The sequence below is a fragment of the Pararhizobium capsulatum DSM 1112 genome (genome assembly GCF_030814475.1).
GTDB lineage: Bacteria > Pseudomonadota > Alphaproteobacteria > Rhizobiales > Rhizobiaceae > Pararhizobium > Pararhizobium capsulatum.
Genome location: NZ_JAUSVF010000003.1, coordinates 228,250 through 245,401 on the forward strand (window position 1 = coordinate 228,250; position 17,152 = coordinate 245,401).

The window sequence follows — 17,152 nt, forward strand, 5'->3', positions numbered from 1 at the left end:
TCCTCGGTTCGGCGCCCCACAATCATGCCGATTTGAGAGGAGCAACGATGCCGGCGCCACGCCGTTTTTTCGTTTCCAACGCCGCACCGCCGCCGCAAAGTGCCCGTTATGCCCATGCTGTTGAATTTGGCGGCCTGCTGCATGTGACGGGGCAACTGCCGGTGGACCCGGATGCGACTGAAGCACCGCTTCCTGAATCAATCGAAGCGCAAACCGAACTGGTCTTCAAAAACCTGCACCGCATCGTTGATGCTGCAACCTATCATCTTGAGAACACGGTCTTTGCTCGCATCTACCTGTCGGATTTCGAAAGGGACTATGCCGGTTTCAACACGGTTTATCATCAGCACTTCAAGAACGAGCAGTCCCTTCCGGGCCGCACGACTGTTGGTGTTGCGAAACTGGGCCGCGGCGCGCTGGTGGAGATAGATCTTGTCGTCGCGAAGGCCGGGGACGATTAGGCGAGAAGAACGGATCGTAGAGCGGGCGAGCATTGAAGTGCTTTACGTGGCACTCGAAAGCTCTCGTCGCGCGTTGGCCAGAAGGTCGATGCGCGGCGCCGTCACCCTGTACCGGGCAATGAGCCGATGCTCTTCCTGCGAACTGAGGCGAAAGCGGCGGGCAAATTCGTGGACATTTTGCATGTCGCCAGGTTCGCTTTCGGTTGACGCCTGTTTGGCAGGTCCCATTTTTGCATCCTCCGTTCGGGAAAGCTGGCCGTGTCGGTCGACGGCGGCCAGTCCCGGTGAATTTATTCCGCAGCCGCGGCAGTCTCTCCGGTGCCGGGCGTCGCGACAGGCACGCCGATCGACCAGTTGATTGGCGGTGCCGTGCCGTTGATGTGCCAGTCGCCGATGATCCGTTCCTTGTTGATCACCGGATTGTGCGACGAGATGGTCCGGGCATTGCGCCAGTGACGATCAAGCGCATGGGTCTCGCGGGCAGCGGAGGCGCTGAGCGCGTTGAACAGCAGGCTGCCGGCGCGCTGGGTGAATTCCGTGACGATGATCTGTGCCGAATAGACCTCGACATGGGCGGCATCGTTTGCCGCCTTAACGGCATCCGGCCCGGCGACCTTGGCGTCAAAAACGCGTTGGATGGCGGCAGCGGCACGAATAGTGCTTGCTTCCGTCGCATAGGCGAGCCCCGCAAGTTGGCCGACGACCTGCTGGATCTGCGGGTCTTGCCGGTCGGAAGGACCGCTGCCGGTGCTGTAGACGCGCGTGCGGTTGCGTATCTGTTCAGCCGTGTCGCGCACAATGGCGCGGCCGATGCCGGCAAGGCTTGCAAGCAGAACAAGCTGGTAAAGCGCATGTTGATAGGGAACGCGGTCGTCAAAGAGAAGAACGTTCTGCGGCTCGACAACAACCGACTGGAACACCGCCGCCCCACTGCCCGTCGTGCGCTGGCCGAAGCCGTCCCAGTCGTCGCTGACAGTCACGCCGTCTGAGTCTTTTCGCACCAGCGCGACTACATCAACGCCATCCTCACGGCGCGCGAGCACGTCGATCCAGTCGGCGAAGATGCTGCCGGTCGTGTAGAACTTGCGGCCGTCGAGGCGCAGCGTATCGCCGTCCTTCTTGACGCTTGTCGCCGTCTGCCAGAGACCCACGGTGCCGATCTCGGTCCAGGCATTGCCGGCGATCTCGCCTTCGGCAAACCGCTTCAGCCAGATGTCGCGATCCAGGCTCGGTTCGGCAAACAGCCGGTCTTCGGAAAAGACGACATGGCCGCGCAGAGCCTGGGGGATGTTGGGATCGGCTTCGGCAAGCGCAATCAGCAAAGCCGCCAGATCGACGATCGAGCCGCCGTCGCCACCCTGCTCGCGCGGAACGCGGACAGCGGGAAAGCCTGCTTCCTTCAGCCACTTTATCTGCTCATGCGGCAGGATGCGGTTGCGCTCACGATCAACCGTCCCCTCCGCGATGCGACGAAAGACCGGTCCGTATTTTTCCAGAAGATCCGGCCGAAGAGCCTCGATATTTTCCCTGTAGACGAAGGTCATGACGGTTTCCTGTTCATCAAAAATCAGTGCGGAACGGCGGACTTCGCGCCGCCCAGATAAAAATCATGCACATCGTCGCGGGCGCGCAGTTCCTCGGCCGTACCGGAAAGAGCGACCCGGCCTGTTTCGAGGATGTAGGCATAGTCGGCATATTTCAGCGCCAGGTTGGCGTTTTGCTCAGCAAGCAGGAAACTCACGCCGGATTCTTTGTTCAAGGCCCGGACGATCTCGAAGATTTCCTGCACGATGATCGGCGCAAGCCCCATCGAGGGTTCATCGAGCAGCACGAGCTTGGGCTTCGTCATCAAGGCGCGCCCGATCGCCACCATCTGCTGCTCGCCGCCGGAAGTGAGGCCGGCCTTGGTCCTGCGCTTCTGCTGCAGGCGGGGAAACCAGGTGTAGATCTGCTCTAGGCTATCGTTCAGAGCCTTGCGCGACGGCCTGCCGACGAATCCGCCGGAGATGATATTTTCCTCCACGGTCAGTTGCGGAAAGACGTGCCGCCCTTCCAGCACCTGCACGATGCCACGGGCAACGAGCTTGGACGCAGAGAGATCACTGATCGGCTCTTCACGCCACCGGATATCGCCCTTGCTGACGCGCCCGCGCGCCGGGCCGAGCAGGTTGGAGATCGCCTTCAGCGTCGTGGTCTTTCCCGCGCCGTTGGCGCCGAGGAGGGCAACGATGCTGCCCTCCTCTATTCTGAGCGACACGTCTCTGACGGCCAGGATCGCTTGCCCATAGAGTGCTTCCACATTGCGGACCTCGAGGAATCCGGCTGTCGTCTGGTCAGTCATGGTCGGCTATCCCTGCCTGTCGGTTCAGTTGCTGGCTGCTTCGCGCGGCGTAATGCCCTTTTCGGCAGCGTAAGCCGCGGCTTTCTCCTTGATCACATCAGCAAAGAGCGTGGAATCCGCCTTGATCCAGTCGGTCTTGGTGTCCCAGCTCTCGCCGTTCCACTGGATGATCTTGGCCGCGATGGTCTCGCCCTTATGGTTGTCGATGGAGGTCTTCAGCGGGCTGATCAGGCCCTCGGCACCCAGTTCCTTGATGCGGTTCTGGCCGATATTGAGGTTTTCAAGCGCCCACTGGCCCTCTTCGGCGTTGAGCGGCTTGTTGCCAAACTTCTTCTGCCCGGTGCGCAGAGCTTCGACGAAGGTGATGGCTTCGATCACGCCGTAATTGTAGTAGACCGTGCCGAACTTGCTGTTGTCCTTGAGGTCAGACTTGCCCTTGTCGAGGACGTTTTCCTTCAACGTCTTCAGGATACCGTAGTCCGTGCCCGGAGGGAAAACCGAGACCGCGAGGTAGCCCTTGGCGGCAGCGCCTGCCGGGCGGGCATCGTCTTCCGAGCCGCTCCAAATATCCCCGATGATGTGGTCAACCGGGAAGCCGACGCGGGCGGCGGTCTTGATCGCGACCGGCGTCATGACGCCCCAGCCGCGCAGGAACACCCAGTCAGCACCGGCACGGCGGATCTGCTGCCACTGCGCCTGCTGCTGTTCACCCGGATGTGGAACGGGGATTTGGATATCCTCGAAGCCGTATTTCTTGGCGAGAATGCCGAGCGGTTCGATCGTATCGCGGCCATAGCCCGAGTCATGATAGAGCGTCGCGATCTTCACGCCCTTCAGCTTGTCGTAGCCGCCGGCCTGCTGGGCGATGTAATCGACGATGATCTGGGCTTCGCTCCAGTAATCGAAGATCAGCGGATACTGGTAGGGGAACACGCGACCGTCGGTCGCTATGTTCTGGCCGCCGCCGGGGCTGACGATCGAGACCTTGTCGATGCGCGCCTTGTCGGTGAGCGCCACGTCGAGACCGCTCGAATGCGGATAGATCGCAGCCGTCAGCGCGCCGTTATAGCCATCCTTGTAGCGCTCGTAGCACTCGATGCCGCGCTCGATCGTATAGGCGGTTTCGCATTCCTGAATCAGGATCTTAACGCCGTTGACGCCGCCTTCGACCTCGTTCACGTAACGCAGATAGTCGATATTGCCGGCGCCGAACGGGATGAAGGACGGCGCGTAGGGTCCGGTGCGGTAGGTGAAGAGCGGATAGAGCTGCTGCCCGGCGCCGTCCTCGGCCTGCGCCGGCACGATCAGGCTTGCAGCCGCCACGATGGCGCCCGCCGCAAGCGCGATGGATTTTGAGAGTATCGACATGGTGTCCCCTTTGTCGGTTAAAGAATGGGTGTCGCTTGAAGGATGGCGCCGAAAGTTTTGAAACGAGCGGAAGATCCGGCGCCATGCCCGATCCGCACGCGGAACTGGGTGGCTAGCTTCTGAAACGCGTCTGAAGCGCCTCCACGCCGCGCCGGATCCAGGCGGAAAGCCCGTCCGGTTCCTTGATCAGGATGAAGATGATGATCACGCCAAAGATGACGCGCTGGAGATTGGTGATGGCACCTTGGTCGCTGAGATAGGCGACGTTGGCGGCGAGCACGAGATGATCGAGCAGGATCGGCGTGAGCACGATAAAGGCGGCGCCGAGGAAATTGCCGAAGATCGTCGCCGTTCCGCCAATGAGTACGATGAACAGGACCTGGAACGACTTGTCGAGATTATAGGTATAGGCATCGGCCGTGCCGAGATAGGCGAAGCCCCAGAGCACGCCGGTGATGCCGAGGAAAAACGAGCTGACCGCATAGGCCTGCAGCTTGCGACGAGCAACGCGGATGCCCAGCACGGACGCCGCTGTCTCCATGTCGCGGATAGCCATCCATTCGCGCCCGAGGCGGCTTTTGACCACCAGAAAAGCAAGACCGATCAACAGGGCCGTGACGGTCGCAACCAGCAGATACCGCCCGACGGGGGACTGCAGGTCGTAGCCAAAAACCACCAGACGCGGAGCGGAGATGGTGAGCGACTGGCTTTCGTTCGAAAACCACGGATAGTTGGTGAACAGCCATTGGAAGAAGAACTGCGCACCGAGTGTCGAGGCACCAAGGTAGAAGCCTTTGATCCTGAGTGCCGGCAGGCCGAAGAAGATGCCGACGGCGGCCGTGATCAGGCCGGCCAGCAAGAGGACCACCGGGAGCGGCAGCCCCGGCACGCGAAGAATCAGGTTATAGGCCGAGAACACGCCGACCGACATGAAGGCGGCAGACCCCAGCGAAACCAGCCCGGCATAACCCTGCAGAAGGTTGAGCGAGATACCCGCCAGCCCCATGACGATGGTGGGAATGATGATCGAGCTTAGCCAGTAGTCCGTGGCGATCGCCGGCACGACGCCGAAGGCGATGGCAAGGCCTGCCACGATGACGGCAATCCGCAGAAGCGTCGAGCCGGATGGGATGGAGGCGGCAGGGCCGGTAGCCAGGATATCGTCCTGAATAGTGGTCATGGGTCAGACCCTTTCGATGTCGCGATCGCCGAACAGGCCGGCGGGACGGATGAGGAGAAATGCGACGGCAAGGATGTAGGCAAACCACGTCGAGACGCTGCCATTGACGAGCGGCCCGAGATAGATATCGGCCAGAGCCTCGCTGGCGCCGACAATGAGCCCCCCGACGATAGCACCGGGGATCGAGGAGAAACCGCCGATGATCAGCACCGGCAACGCCTTCAGCGTGATGAGCGACAGCGAATACTGCACGCCCTGCCGCGCGCCCCAGAGCAGGCCCGCGATCAGCGCGACGATACCTGCGACGCTCCAGACGATGCGCCAGATGACGGGAAGACGGATGCCGATCGACTGAGCCGCCAGCGTATCGTCGGCCACGGCCCTGAGCGACACGCCCATGCGCGTCTTGCTGAAGACGAGCGCAAGCACGACAACGAGGGCAATGACGATCAGTGAGGCGACGATATCGAACCAGCTGATGAACAATCCGCCGTAATCCTGGGCGATATCCTCGATGCCGAGATCGAGCATGTGCACGTCGGTTCCGAGGAAAAACTGCGCGGCACCGTCGATGACGAAGGAGAGCCCTAGGGTGGCCATAAACAGGGTCAGCGGATCGCGGTTGCGCAGCGGCCGCAGGACGAGCGCCTCGATCACGACAGCCGTCAGGACCATCAGCGCGGAGGTCGCAGCAAACGCGACCCAGAAATTGATGCCACGCTCGACCAGTGTCACAAACACCAGCGCCGCCAGAAAAACCATCGCTCCTTGAGCGAAGTTGAAGACACCGGACGCCTTGTAGATCAGCACGAAGCCGATCGCGACGAGGCCATACATCAGACCGGCGAAAAGCCCGGCAATCAGAGTTTCGAGAAAATAGGCCACGCCCGTCCCCTTAGTGAACTGTGCCGAGATAGGCGGCGATGACATCCGGATCGTTGCGCACCGCATCCGGCGCGCCATCGGCGACCGTGCGCCCGTAATCGAGCACGACGATGTGGCTGGCGAGCCCGAGAACGATGCCGACATCATGCTCGATCAGCACGATGGTCGTGCCGAAGGTGCGGTTGACCTCGCGGATGATGCGGCTCATGGCCTGCTTTTCATCCTGGTTCATACCGGCCATCGGCTCGTCGAGCAGCAGGAGCTTGGGTTCTGAGACTAGCGCGCGGGCGAGATCGACCCGCTTCTGGATGCCGTAGGGCAACGTCGAGACGATCGTCTCGCTGTAGGTTTCCAATCCGAGGAAAGCGATCACCTGATCGGCCCGCGCGCCGAAATCGCTGCGCTCTTTCCTGTCGCGGCCGAAGCGAAAGACGTTCTCGAGGAAGCTCGCCTCGCCACGGCGGGAAAGACCGGCCAGCACATTCTCCCGCACGCTCAACCGACGGAACAACGCGTTGTGCTGGAAGGTGCGCCCGATGCCGAGACGGGCCGCTTTACCCGGCCGGATCGCTCCGAAATGGCTGCGGTCGAAAACGATATCGCCAGAATCCGCGCTGTAGACACCGTTGATGACATTCAGAAGCGAACTTTTTCCGGCTCCATTGGGCCCGATGAGAGCAAAGATCTCACCCTGCGCAACCGTAAAGCTCAGGGAGTTCAGCGCCTTCACGCCTTTGAAGGATAGCGAGACGTCGTTCAGTTCAAGCAGGTTTGTCATGGAGTTTAGCCCTTCGCGCTCTTGAGAGCTGTCACGGCTGCATCTGCCTCACGCCGCTTCACGGCTTCGATATCGCGATATCCGGCGCCCGGATGGCTGGCGGGAAGGTAAGGCCCATCACCGAAGAGCTTTTCGCGCAGCGTGCCCGGCTTATAGGCTGTCGGATAAGCGCCGCGCTTCTGCAGCTCCGGCACGATAAAATTGACGACATCCTCGAAGCTGTCGGGCGTCACCGCATAGGCGAGATTGAAGCCGTCGACGCCGGTATCCTCGACCCATTCCTGCAGGATATCAGCGATGCGTTCGGGCGAACCGACAATGACCGGGCCTAGCCCACCAATGCCGCCGAACTGGGCAAGTTCGTCGATCGTCCACGACTTTTCGCCACCAGCCAGATGTTCCACCACCGACTGGATCGCATTGGTTTCGACCTTCTTGACGAGGTCGGTCGGCGCGTACTGGCCGAAATCGATGCCGCTCCAGCCGGACATGAAGACGAGCGAGCCGTCATAGGAGACGTAGGACTTATACTCCTCAAACTTCTTCTGCGCCTTTGCTTCGGTCTCGTCGGTGATGATCGTCAGCAGGGTATAGATATAGACCTTGCTCGGATCGCGCCCCGCCGCCGCCGCGCGCTGCCGGATCTCCGCGACATAGGCCTTGAGTACCGACTTGGTCGGCGCTGCGACGAAAACACACTCGGCATGCTGGCCCGCGAACGACTTGCCGGGTCCCGATGCGCCGGCTTGATAGAGAACCGGCGTGCGCTGCGGCGATGGCTCGGTCAGGCTGTAGCCCGGGACGTCGAAATACTTGCCCTTGTGGCCGATCTCGTGAACCTTTGAAGGATCGGTGAAGATGCGTTTATTGCCGTCGCGCACCACCGCTCCTTCTTCCCAGGACCCTTCCAGCAGCTTGTAGAGGACTTCGACATACTCATTCGCGACATCGTAACGATTGTCATGGCGGCGCAGCCCGCCTTCACCGATGTTTTTGGCACCGCTCTCCAGATAGGAGGTGACGATATTCCAGCCGACGCGGCCTTTTGAATGATGGTCGGCGGTCGCGATGCGACGCGCGAAGGTATAGGGGTGCTCGAAGGAGGTAGAGGCTGTGATGCCGATGCCGAGATGCTCGGTCGCAAGCGCGATCGGGGCTGCAAGCTGCAACGGATCGTTGACCGGGATTTGCGCGGCTTGATGGATGGCGTGATAGTTGGAGCCTTTGTAGACATCGTAATAACCGATGACATCGGCAATGAAGATGCCGTCGAAAATGCCGCGCTCCAGCGTGCGGGCGAGGTCCTGCCAGTAATCCAGATCCTTGTATTTCCACGATTTGTCGCGCGGATGGGCCCAAAGTCCCGGGGATTGATGGCCCACGCAATTCATATCGAAAGCGTTGAAACGGATTGCCTTGGTCATTAATCGGCCCCTTATTTGCAGATGGGGGGAGACTAGTTTGCGGCAACGTCAAAATACAGACAATCTATAGTTTTTATATATTATTTTTGGTAAAATCGTTCTCTTGGTTGATCCGCGATTAGCAAAAGCCAATTCGGAGCGTTTCGTCGAAGAAGGACAACAACAGCAACCGCTAACTGGCTTGATGAACGTTCCTAACATCAACGGTTTTGAGTGGGAACTAACCCAGCCGGCCATCTCAGGAGAGTGAGACCAGTGCTTATGGCGCACGGCTTGCGCCACATTCACATCCAGCCTTTCGGCAACGTGCAACTGGCATGCTCAGCCTTAAAACAAGAACGTGCATTCTCATATCCAGGAATGCAGCGGCGGTTGCACGCCGTTCAGATAATACTGGCCAATCGCATGGAATTTCCAGCGCACGGGATCATGAAGCGTGTGCGTGCGCGCATCGCGCCAGAACCGATCGAGATTGTGGACACCGAGCGTCGAGCGCGTGCCGGCAAGCTCGGACAGCTTGTTGGCGGCGGCAAGTGCTACCTCGGTCGTCAGCACCTTTGCCTCGGCGACCGCGATCTTGGCCTTTGCTATCGTTTCGTCGTTGACATCGGCAATGGTCTCATCGAGCTGCCGCCCTGCCCGTTCCAGCAGAGCTTCCGCCGCATGCAGGCGGATCTTCAGGTCGCCGATGGCGGCAATCGTATAGGGATCGTCGCCTGCTTTGTCCGAACCGCTGTCGATCCACGGGCGGGCATGGTTGCGCACGAGATCGATGGTCGCCTCGATCGCGCCGCGGGCAATACCGGCGTCTATCGCCGCGTGGATCAACTGACTCTGCGGCCCGACGGCGCTCTGGTTCTCGTAGACGATGTGGGCCGGCAGGACTCGAGCTTCCGGGATCGCCACCGCGTCCAGGGTCACCGTTCCGCTTGCCGTCGTGCGCTGGCCGAAGGCCGACCAGTCGTTGACGACCTCAAGCCCTGCAGCGTCACGATCCGCCACTGCGACGACGACATGGCCTTCCTTGTCAAGGGCGACGACCGGCACCAGATGCGCAAAGAGCGCGCCGGTGGAATAGAACTTGCGACCTGAGACCGTGAAGTGATCTCCGCTGCGCACCAGCTTCGTCTCGAAAGCCTCGACATTCTTGCCGCCGAATTCGGAGAAGGCGTTGCCGAGCCGCTTACCCGCCAGCACTGCGCCGAACAGGTCGCGTTTCTGCTCCTCGCTTCCCGTCTGGCGGATGACGTCGATGATCTCGAAGCTGTTCTGGGCGATCTGGGTCAGCGATGGATCGCCCGCAGCAAGCGTCCCGAAAACCTTGGCAAGCGTGACCTGGGAGACCCCGGCGCCGCCATAGGCCTTGGGGATGGTGATACCCCAAAGACCGCTTTGCGAGAATAGATCGACTTCCGCAAACGGCAGGCGCCGCTCCCTGTCGCGTTCCTTCACCTCCGCCGCAAAGAGCGGTCTCAGGCGTTCGGCGACCGCAAGGGCCTCGGCATCATCGGCAATCACATGCGCCGGGGACGATGGCGGTTCCGGCAACCAGCCGGGTTCACCGGGAGCGGGGCTTGAAGGAAGGCTGGTCGCAGTGATCGGCGTCATGATCATCTTCTCTCATTTGGAAAAACAAACGGCCGGGCCACATCCTAAGATGATGGTCCGGCCAGCCTTGGGAGGCTATTCTTTAGGACCAATCGTCATTCGTGCCGAGCGGAAAATAGTGTTTTTCCTCGACCCGGAGCGCAGCGTACTTAACTACCTGAGCACCGGAAGCGCGGGAAAGCGCCATTTACAGGCCCGCATGGGCTGAAGGGCGATTGGTCCTAGAAGGCGGCAGCAACCTGACCCTTGTAACGGTCCTCGATAAACTGGCGGGTTTCGGGGCTGTTCAGCGCCTTGGCGAGCCTGGCGACACGCGGATCGGCCTTGTTTTCGGGACGGGTCACGAGGTACTCGCTCCAGACGTTGTAACCATCCTGGCCACGATCGATCAGCAGCGACTTGGTAATGTCGAGCTTGGCCTCAAAGACGTAGTTGCCGTTCAGCGCCGCCAGATCGACTTCGCCCAGCGCACGCGGCAGAAGCGCCGATTCCAGTTCGATAATCTTCAGGTTCTTCGGGTTCTCGACCACGTCCTTGATGGTCGGCAGCGGATCGTCCGGCGAGGTCAGTTCCGGCTTGCCGGAAACCTTGATCAGGCCGAGCTTCTGCAGAAGAAGCAGCCCGCGCCCGCCGTTAACCGGATCATTCGGAATAGCGACGGTCGCGCCGTCCTCCAGCTTGTCGACCGAGTCGATCTTGGTCGAATAGGCGACGAAGGGCTCGATATGCACGGGGACAATCGGAACGAGATCGGTGCCGCGCTGCTTGTTGTAATCGTTGAGGAACGGCCGGTACTGGTAGTAGTTGGCGTCGAGTTCGCCATCTACCAGCTGGGCGTTCGGCTGGATGTAGTCGGTAAACACGCGGATATCGAGATCGAGCCCGTCCTTGGCAAGGATCGGCTTCAGGAATTCGAGGATTTCCGCATGTGGGATCGCGGTCGCCCCGACGACGAGGGTTTCGTTGGCCTTGGCCGAGCCAATGGCGGCGAGTGCCAGTCCGGCTGCGATGGTCAGTGATTTCAGGATGCGCATGTGGTCCTCCTAGCGCTGGTCATTTGCGGGAAAAACGGGTGACGAGGCGGTTTCCGCCTGCCTGGATAAGCTGGACGAAGACGATCAGGATCGCGACGCAGACCAGCATGATTTCGGTCTGGAAACGGTGGTAGCCGTAGCGGATGGCAAGATCACCGAGCCCGCCGCCGCCGATTGCGCCGGACATGGCGGTGTAATCGACGAGCACGATCGCCGTGACGGTGATCGCAGCCAGCAGGCTCGGCAAAGCTTCGGGAAGGACGGCGCGCAGGATGGTCTGCGACGTGGAGGCCCCCATGGCGAGGCTCGCCTCGATAATGCCGCGATCGACTTCCCGCAGCGCCGTTTCTACGAGGCGAGCGAAGAAGGGAGAGGTGCCGACGACAAGCGGGAAGATGACGCCGCGAATACCGAGCGATGTGCCGGTGACGATGACCGTGATCGGCATCAGCACGATCAGCAGGATGATGAACGGCACCGAACGGATGATGTTCAGGACGAAGGACAGGCTGCCATAGGCGACCGGCGCGTGAAACAGCTGCTGGCGCCCGGTGAGGTAAAGCAGGATACCAAGCGGCAGGCCGACGGCGACAGTCAGCAGCAACGCACCGCCGACCATGGCAAGCGTCTGGCCAAGCGCCGCACCGATATCGCCCCAATAAAGATTTTCAAACGACATGGAGCGCCCTTTCCGAAAGCTGCATGCCAACGGGCGGGAACTCATCCGCGTCCCTCTGCAGCTCCACATCGACGCCGCTGGCGCGCAGGCCGGCAATCGCGCCCGCCACGTCGCGGCCGCTTAGGGACACGATGAACTGGGCGTAAGGCGTTTCGCGGATATGTCCGACGCGGCCGGCGAGGATACCGTAGTCCACCAGGTTTTCGCGGGCGATGCGCCCGAGGATCGGCTTGTGGGCCGTCGGGCCGGTAAAGGTCAGCCGCGCGGTACGTCCCCCGAGATCGGCGGCTGCCGCGGTCTCCAGCCATCCGCCGTCGGGCTCGGCTTCGCGCACGAGCTTCAGTGTCGCCGGATGGCGCGGGTGGAGGAAGACATCAACGACCGTACCCTGCTCGACAACCGTGCCGCGATCGAGCACGGCCACTCGATCGCAGGTGCGGCGGATGACGTCCATCTCATGGGTGATGAGCACGATGGTCACGCCGAGATCGCGGTTGATCTCGCGCAGCAGATCGAGCACCGAGCCGGTGGTCTGTGGATCGAGCGCGCTGGTCGCCTCGTCGCAGAGCACCACCTGCGGCTCGCAGGCCAGCGCCCGGGCAATGCCGACCCGCTGCTTCTGGCCGCCGGAAAGTTGGCGCGGGTATTTGTCAGCATACTCGGTCAGGCCGACGCGGGCCAGCAATTGCGAGACCCGTTCGGCAATCTCATATTTGCCGTACTGCCCCGTCAGCTCCAGCGGATAGGCAACGTTGCCGGCGACCGTGCGGGCGCTCAGCAAGTTGAAATGCTGGAACACCATGCCGATCGACCGGCGCAGGTTGCGCAGCCGCTCGCCCTTCGCATCGGTTACCCGCTCGCCACCGACAAAGACATCGCCGCCGGTCGGGCGTTCCAGCAGGTTGATCAGCCGCACCAGCGTCGACTTGCCGGCACCGGACGAACCGATGATGCCGAAAATCTCGCCCTTGGCGACGGAAAGGTCGATGCCATCCAGCGCTGAAACCGGGCCATCCTTGCCGTCGAAGCTTTTGGTGATGCCTTCGAGCCTGATCATCGGTTCACCCCGCACTCGCGCCGATGCGCCACTGATAGGGCGGCGGCGTGCCGTTGACGGCGAAATCGCCGATGATGCGATGCTTGTAGATGCGCGGATTGTGGGAGGCAAGCGTGCGGGCATTGCGCCAGTGCCGGTCGAGACCGGCCGGCTTCTTCGTCGCGGATGCGCCAAGTGCATCGAAGAGCAGTGTCGAGGCATCGAGGATCAGATCGGAGACGACCGTCTGGGCCTGCGCCGTCTCAAGCTCGGCAAGGGCATTCGCGACCTCCTCAGCTTCGGGAGATCCGGCAAAATGCGCTTCGAAAGCACGCTCCAGACTATTTGCCGCCTGAAGCACGATCGCCCCGGACGCATAGGCCGCAGCCCGGATGCGCCCGACCACCTGCAGCACCTGCGGGTCCTGGCTGGAGCGGGATGCAGCGGCGTGGGTATAGGTGCGCTTGCGCTCGGCGACAGCCCTGGCCACATCATTGGTGATCGCACGCCCGATCCCGGCCAGCGTCGCCAGATGCACAAGCTGGTAGAAGGCGGCGCCGTATTTGAAGCGCTCGTCATCGACGATGACCTGATCCGGCAGGACGGCAACATCGCGGAACGTCGCCGTGCCGCTGGCGGTGAGCACCTGCCCGAAGCCATCCCAGTCGTCGATCACCTCCACGCCATCGGCATCGCGCCTGACAGCGATTGCAACACCCTCTCCCGCAGAATTAGATGCCCCGACATCGATCCAGTCGGCAAACAGCGAACCGGTCGTGTAATATTTCGCCCCATTGAGGAAAAGTTTGCCGTCTTTCTCCATGACCTCCGTGGAAAAACGATCGAGACCTGCGCCCGCGCCAACTTCGCTCCAGGCGCTGCCGACGATTTCGCCGCGCGCGATGCGCTCGAACCAAGTGGCGCGCCGCTCCGGAGATTTCGAATTCAGGATGTCTTCGGTGAAGCCGAAATGGGCACGCAGAGCCTGCGTCACATTGGAATCGGCTTCGGACAACTCGATCAGCACGCTGAAGAACTGCGGCAGCGACGCTCCTCGTCCGCCCTGTTCGCGCGGCAGTCGCACGGCGCCGAAACCCGCTTCCTTCAATCTTTGGATCGCGGCATGCGGAAGATCCCGCTCATGATCCCGTCGCGTGGCCTCCTTGGCTATCTCGGCAAAAATCGGCCGAAAAGGCGCCACCAGGGCATCATAGTCTTCTCCCGGGGTTGCACCCCAGGCGTATGTCAGCTGCGTCATTCGTTCATGTGCCTGTTCACTTGCGACGAAGCATGTAACCCTGTCGCATCCGATGTTGGCCCTCATCGTAAGCGGCGGCGAGCATAAATACAGAAATTCTATGATTTATATGTACTATTTTCCGGAATGATCTTCCGATTTTCATCCAAGCGGAGCCGTTTTCGTTTGGCCTGCCAGCCGCGCTGTGACCATCGATCCGTACAGGGAAGGTCGATGCCGAGGCCTCGCTGGGAATCGAGCCCCTAGGTCACACGTACCTGGCAGGCTGCCGATGCGAGGTACGGGCCGGTCAACCCCGGCCCGTAGGCGATGTCACACGAGCTCTGCCAGTTCGCCAGCGCTGAAGCCTTTCAGGTTCGCTGTGTCGCCCTGGTGGATTTTGTTTGTCCAATCGGGGTTGCTGATCAGGGCGCGTCCGACAGCGATCAGGTCGAACTCATTCCGCTCCATGCGGGTCAGCAACGTATCGATCCCGACAGTGGTCGAGCTTTCGCCCGCAAAAGCTTTCAGAAATTCTCCGGAGAGACCAACCGATCCGACGCTGATGGTTGCGGCACCCGTCAGCTTTTTTGCCCAGCCAGCAAAGTTGAGACCGTTCTCGCCATCGATGTCGGGAAACTCGGGCTCCCAGAAGCGGCGCTGCGAGCAATGCAGAATATCGACGCCAGCATCGACCAGCGGCTGGAGCCAATCGGCCATAAGGTCCGGCGTTTCCGCCAGACGCGTCGAGTAATCCTGCTGTTTCCACTGGCTAACGCGCAGGATGATCGGAAATTCCGTGCCAACGGCAGCGCGGATCGCACCTACGACTTCCGCCGCAAAGCGCGAACGTTCCTTGATGGATGCTCCACCCCAACGATCGCCTCGCCGATTCGTGCCGCTCCAGAAAAATTCGTCGATGAGGTAACCATGCGCGCCATGAATTTCGATGGTGTCGAAGCCCAGTCGCTTGGCGTCGGCAGCAGCCTGAGCAAACGCAGCGATTGTATCAGCAATAGCCTCGTCGGACATTTCGATCCCGCGCGGCTGGTCGGGAGCCAAAAGACCAGATGGGCTTTCAACTGGTTTGGCCGGCTGCCAGCCACTCATGCCGACAGTCGATCCCGTATGCCAGAGCTGAGGTCCCATTCGGCCACCGGCCTGATGAACCGCATCAATAACATGCTTCCAGCCCGAAAGTGCCGCATCGCCATGAAAAAAAGGAATGCCTGGCTCGTTTCGCGAAGACGGGCGGTTGACCACCGTACCTTCCGACAGGATCAGCCCGACACCACCTTCGGCCCGGCGGCGATAATAGGCTGCATTCGCAGTCCCCGGAATGCCTTCCGGTGCAAACGTGCGCGTCATCGGCGCCATGACGATGCGATTGGGAAGCGCAAGCGACTTCACGCGGAAGGGCTCAAACAGGACATCGGTGGAAGTGTGCATTCGTCGCTCCATTGTCGTTGATCCGGATTAGGTATAAACTAGATACCTAGGCGTCAAGAAGGTACTTCAAGTCGCCCAGGTATCTTTGAGGAAACCATCATGTGCGCCGCTACCCCGGACTTTCATGTCAACTGCCCAAGCCGCCTTATCTTCGAACAGATCGCTGACAAGTGGTCTATGATGATCATTACCGTGCTTAATTCCGGCCCCGTGCGCTTCAATGGCATCAAGCGGCAGCTTGAAGGCGTCACGCAGAAGTCGTTAACGCAATGCCTGAGACGTCTGGAGCGTAATGGTCTGATCGAACGGCGGGTCATTCCGGTGTCACCGGTGGCCGTGGAGTACGAGCTTACGGACCTCGGTCGCTCCCTCCAGCCTCGGCTTTTGTCCGTCTACTCCTGGACGCTTGAAAAAATGCAGGAAATTGAGGCCGCACGACAGCAATTCGATCAAAAGGCCGCAGCCTGACTGGTCAGGGCGCAACCGATTGCTGAGAGGTGCACCAGATATACATCGCTCCTCCTCGTGCCGTTGATTGCGAGATATCCAGGTGCCGCAAACGAAAACAGGGCTATCCCGATCAGCTGTCTAGCTTTGCTCGACCGGCGTATCCGACCGGCCGCCCCACTCCGTCCAAGACCCGTCGTACAACGCTCCGACAGGCAGATCGGCAAGACGAAGTCCCAGCGTTAGAATGGCCGCAGACACTCCGCTGCCGCAGGTGGTGACAACGGGCTGCGAGCCATCGACACCAACCGTGGCGAAGCGCTCCCGCAGCGTGGCGGGACTGGGAAAGGTGGCATCCTGATTGAGCAGTTTGGTATAAGGCAGGCTCCGACTGCCGGGAATATGGCCGGACCGGATGCCGGGTCTCGGCTCGGCGCCCTGACCGGCAAAGCGACCGGCCGGTCGGGCATCTAGCACCAGTTCTGCAGCGCTTTCGAGATTGTTGAGCAGATCGCCAACGCCGCGTAGGCGCTTTGCCCTCAAAGCAGGAACGAAGGTTCGAGGGCTGCAAGGGGGCGGGCTCACCTGTCTCGACAGGATGACCATCCAACTGCCATTTCGGCAGACCGCCATCCAAAACGGCCGCATCGTCGAAACCGAACAATCCCAGAAGCCACCACGCTCGAGCAGCCGTCGAAAGCCCTTTGCGATCGTAGAACACCACCCGCACGCCTGGACCGATGCCGAGTCCGCCAGCAGCCGTGGCGAAGTCCTCCGCTGAAGGCACGGTCGACGGCAAGGTGCTGTGAGGGTCGGACACAAGATCCGAGTTCCAGTAACGGGCAGACGGAATGTGCGACTGCAGATAATCGGCGTAGCCGTTGCCGGGTTCGTTCGGCAGGTATTTGGTCGTGTCGAACACAAGGAGATCGGGTTGGCCGAGCGATGCCGTCAGTTCGTCGGTGGATATAATGGGACCGAAACTCATGGACGCTCCTCGGGTTGCGGGATTGGGGTCGTGAAATCAGGGATGTCATAGCCACGGATCACCGCCGGCCTGTCCGCGAGGGCCTGGTACCAGCCAAACCTGTCGAAATCCTTGGGGAAGGTCGCGCGGTTGGCCGACGCTAGGGTCGGCATCGCGAGCAGGATGGTGGCAGAGAAGATGGCCAGGCGGCGGATAACAGACATGGAAAATCCTCTGATCGAAGACAAAGGGGGGGGA

General features: G+C 60.9%; 19 protein-coding genes and 1 pseudogene. 3 read left to right on the forward strand and 17 right to left on the reverse strand.

Going from position 1 to position 17,152, the window contains the following annotated elements:
* Positions 1-47 precede the first annotated feature (47 nt).
* Complete coding sequence (locus QO002_RS26230; RefSeq protein ID WP_307235519.1) at positions 48-461, forward strand: RidA family protein; 414 nt, start codon at positions 48-50, stop codon at positions 459-461.
* A 42-nt stretch (positions 462-503) separates the two neighbouring features.
* On the opposite strand, the gene QO002_RS26235 is transcribed toward QO002_RS26230, so the two are convergent.
* From QO002_RS26235 to QO002_RS26275, 9 genes are all read right to left on the reverse strand, one after another.
* Positions 504-689, reverse strand: coding sequence for a hypothetical protein (locus QO002_RS26235; protein ID WP_307235521.1), 186 nt, complete (start codon positions 687-689; stop codon positions 504-506).
* Positions 690-751: 62 nt separating this feature from the next.
* On the reverse strand, positions 752-2,005 hold the full coding sequence (locus tag QO002_RS26240) for an acyl-CoA dehydrogenase family protein (RefSeq protein WP_307235523.1): 1,254 nt from the start codon (positions 2,003-2,005) through the stop codon (positions 752-754).
* Between the two features lie 23 nt (positions 2,006-2,028).
* Positions 2,029-2,802, reverse strand: a complete 774-nt coding sequence (locus tag QO002_RS26245; RefSeq protein WP_307235525.1) for an ABC transporter ATP-binding protein — start codon at positions 2,800-2,802, stop codon at positions 2,029-2,031.
* A 24-nt stretch (positions 2,803-2,826) separates the two neighbouring features.
* Complete coding sequence (locus tag QO002_RS26250; protein WP_307235527.1) at positions 2,827-4,170, reverse strand: ABC transporter substrate-binding protein; 1,344 nt, start codon at positions 4,168-4,170, stop codon at positions 2,827-2,829.
* Positions 4,171-4,282: 112 nt separating this feature from the next.
* Positions 4,283-5,350 carry a branched-chain amino acid ABC transporter permease gene (locus QO002_RS26255; RefSeq protein ID WP_307235529.1) on the reverse strand — a complete coding sequence of 356 codons (1,068 nt, stop codon included), beginning with the start codon at positions 5,348-5,350 and terminating at the stop codon, positions 4,283-4,285.
* 3 nt (positions 5,351-5,353) lie between these two features.
* Positions 5,354-6,235: a branched-chain amino acid ABC transporter permease gene (locus QO002_RS26260; RefSeq protein WP_307235531.1), complete on the reverse strand. Its 882-nt coding sequence runs from the start codon at positions 6,233-6,235 to the stop codon at positions 5,354-5,356.
* Between the two features lie 10 nt (positions 6,236-6,245).
* On the reverse strand, positions 6,246-7,013 hold the full coding sequence (locus tag QO002_RS26265) for an ABC transporter ATP-binding protein (RefSeq protein ID WP_307235533.1): 768 nt from the start codon (positions 7,011-7,013) through the stop codon (positions 6,246-6,248).
* 5 nt (positions 7,014-7,018) lie between these two features.
* Positions 7,019-8,437, reverse strand: a complete 1,419-nt coding sequence (locus QO002_RS26270) for an LLM class flavin-dependent oxidoreductase (RefSeq protein ID WP_307235536.1) — start codon at positions 8,435-8,437, stop codon at positions 7,019-7,021.
* A 348-nt stretch (positions 8,438-8,785) separates the two neighbouring features.
* Positions 8,786-10,045: an SfnB family sulfur acquisition oxidoreductase gene (locus QO002_RS26275; protein ID WP_307235538.1), complete on the reverse strand. Its 1,260-nt coding sequence runs from the start codon at positions 10,043-10,045 to the stop codon at positions 8,786-8,788.
* Here QO002_RS26275 and QO002_RS26280 point away from each other — a divergent pair.
* Positions 10,032-10,253, forward strand: coding sequence for a hypothetical protein (locus tag QO002_RS26280; protein ID WP_307235540.1), 222 nt, complete (start codon positions 10,032-10,034; stop codon positions 10,251-10,253). The genes QO002_RS26275 and QO002_RS26280 overlap by 14 nt on opposite strands.
* 13 nt (positions 10,254-10,266) lie before the next feature.
* On the opposite strand, the gene QO002_RS26285 is transcribed toward QO002_RS26280, so the two are convergent.
* The 5 genes from QO002_RS26285 to QO002_RS26305 all read right to left on the reverse strand — a co-directional run bounded on the left by QO002_RS26285 (position 10,267) and on the right by QO002_RS26305 (position 15,480).
* On the reverse strand, positions 10,267-11,079 hold the full coding sequence (locus QO002_RS26285; protein ID WP_307235542.1) for a MetQ/NlpA family ABC transporter substrate-binding protein: 813 nt from the start codon (positions 11,077-11,079) through the stop codon (positions 10,267-10,269).
* Positions 11,080-11,098: 19 nt separating this feature from the next.
* Positions 11,099-11,758, reverse strand: a complete 660-nt coding sequence (locus QO002_RS26290; RefSeq protein WP_307235545.1) for a methionine ABC transporter permease — start codon at positions 11,756-11,758, stop codon at positions 11,099-11,101.
* On the reverse strand, positions 11,748-12,815 hold the full coding sequence (locus QO002_RS26295) for a methionine ABC transporter ATP-binding protein (protein WP_307235547.1): 1,068 nt from the start codon (positions 12,813-12,815) through the stop codon (positions 11,748-11,750). Before QO002_RS26295 ends, QO002_RS26290 begins: the two co-directional genes overlap by 11 nt.
* Before the next feature lie 4 nt (positions 12,816-12,819).
* Positions 12,820-14,052 carry an acyl-CoA dehydrogenase family protein gene (locus QO002_RS26300; RefSeq protein ID WP_307235549.1) on the reverse strand — a complete coding sequence of 411 codons (1,233 nt, stop codon included), beginning with the start codon at positions 14,050-14,052 and terminating at the stop codon, positions 12,820-12,822.
* 312 nt (positions 14,053-14,364) lie between these two features.
* Positions 14,365-15,480, reverse strand: coding sequence for an NADH:flavin oxidoreductase (locus tag QO002_RS26305; protein WP_307235552.1), 1,116 nt, complete (start codon positions 15,478-15,480; stop codon positions 14,365-14,367).
* A gap of 99 nt (positions 15,481-15,579) precedes the next feature.
* Here QO002_RS26305 and QO002_RS26310 point away from each other — a divergent pair, with 99 nt between their 5' ends.
* Entirely contained in the window at positions 15,580-15,948 is a 369-nt protein-coding gene (locus QO002_RS26310; protein ID WP_307235554.1) for a winged helix-turn-helix transcriptional regulator, read from the forward strand.
* Positions 15,949-16,068: 120 nt separating this feature from the next.
* On the opposite strand, the gene QO002_RS26315 is transcribed toward QO002_RS26310, so the two are convergent.
* The 3 genes and pseudogenes from QO002_RS26315 to QO002_RS26320 form a co-directional block, all read right to left on the reverse strand.
* The gene (locus tag QO002_RS26315; protein ID WP_307235555.1) at positions 16,069-16,560 is read right to left on the reverse strand and encodes a sulfurtransferase; all 492 of its coding nucleotides are present in this window, start codon (positions 16,558-16,560) and stop codon (positions 16,069-16,071) included.
* 37 nt (positions 16,561-16,597) lie between these two features.
* Positions 16,598-16,915, reverse strand: a pseudogene (locus QO002_RS30975) (rhodanese-like domain-containing protein); the annotation flags it as partial.
* Positions 16,912-17,118, reverse strand: coding sequence for a hypothetical protein (locus QO002_RS26320; RefSeq protein WP_307235557.1), 207 nt, complete (start codon positions 17,116-17,118; stop codon positions 16,912-16,914). The pseudogene QO002_RS30975 and the gene QO002_RS26320, both read right to left, overlap by 4 nt.
* Positions 17,119-17,152 lie beyond the last annotated feature (34 nt).

What these genes read in the sequence shown, in the direction of transcription:
- QO002_RS26290 (WP_307235545.1), bottom strand. Translation starts at nt 11,758, where the DNA reads ATGTCGTTTGAAAATCTTTATTGGGGCGATATCGGTGCGGCGCTTGGC.
- QO002_RS26305 (WP_307235552.1), bottom strand. Translation starts at nt 15,480, where the DNA reads ATGCACACTTCCACCGATGTCCTGTTTGAGCCCTTCCGCGTGAAGTCG.
- QO002_RS26245 (WP_307235525.1), bottom strand. Translation starts at nt 2,802, where the DNA reads ATGACTGACCAGACGACAGCCGGATTCCTCGAGGTCCGCAATGTGGAA.
- QO002_RS26265 (WP_307235533.1), bottom strand. Translation starts at nt 7,013, where the DNA reads ATGACAAACCTGCTTGAACTGAACGACGTCTCGCTATCCTTCAAAGGC.
- QO002_RS26300 (WP_307235549.1), bottom strand. Translation starts at nt 14,052, where the DNA reads ATGACGCAGCTGACATACGCCTGGGGTGCAACCCCGGGAGAAGACTAT.
- QO002_RS26275 (WP_307235538.1), bottom strand. Translation starts at nt 10,045, where the DNA reads ATGACGCCGATCACTGCGACCAGCCTTCCTTCAAGCCCCGCTCCCGGT.
- QO002_RS26240 (WP_307235523.1), bottom strand. Translation starts at nt 2,005, where the DNA reads ATGACCTTCGTCTACAGGGAAAATATCGAGGCTCTTCGGCCGGATCTT.
- QO002_RS26250 (WP_307235527.1), bottom strand. Translation starts at nt 4,170, where the DNA reads ATGTCGATACTCTCAAAATCCATCGCGCTTGCGGCGGGCGCCATCGTG.
- QO002_RS26315 (WP_307235555.1), bottom strand. Translation starts at nt 16,560, where the DNA reads ATGGCGGTCTGCCGAAATGGCAGTTGGATGGTCATCCTGTCGAGACAG.
- QO002_RS26270 (WP_307235536.1), bottom strand. Translation starts at nt 8,437, where the DNA reads ATGACCAAGGCAATCCGTTTCAACGCTTTCGATATGAATTGCGTGGGC.
- QO002_RS26295 (WP_307235547.1), bottom strand. Translation starts at nt 12,815, where the DNA reads ATGATCAGGCTCGAAGGCATCACCAAAAGCTTCGACGGCAAGGATGGC.
- QO002_RS26285 (WP_307235542.1), bottom strand. Translation starts at nt 11,079, where the DNA reads ATGCGCATCCTGAAATCACTGACCATCGCAGCCGGACTGGCACTCGCC.
- QO002_RS26310 (WP_307235554.1), top strand. Translation starts at nt 15,580, where the DNA reads ATGTGCGCCGCTACCCCGGACTTTCATGTCAACTGCCCAAGCCGCCTT.
- QO002_RS26230 (WP_307235519.1), top strand. Translation starts at nt 48, where the DNA reads ATGCCGGCGCCACGCCGTTTTTTCGTTTCCAACGCCGCACCGCCGCCG.
- QO002_RS26320 (WP_307235557.1), bottom strand. Translation starts at nt 17,118, where the DNA reads ATGTCTGTTATCCGCCGCCTGGCCATCTTCTCTGCCACCATCCTGCTC.
- QO002_RS26235 (WP_307235521.1), bottom strand. Translation starts at nt 689, where the DNA reads ATGGGACCTGCCAAACAGGCGTCAACCGAAAGCGAACCTGGCGACATG.
- QO002_RS26255 (WP_307235529.1), bottom strand. Translation starts at nt 5,350, where the DNA reads ATGACCACTATTCAGGACGATATCCTGGCTACCGGCCCTGCCGCCTCC.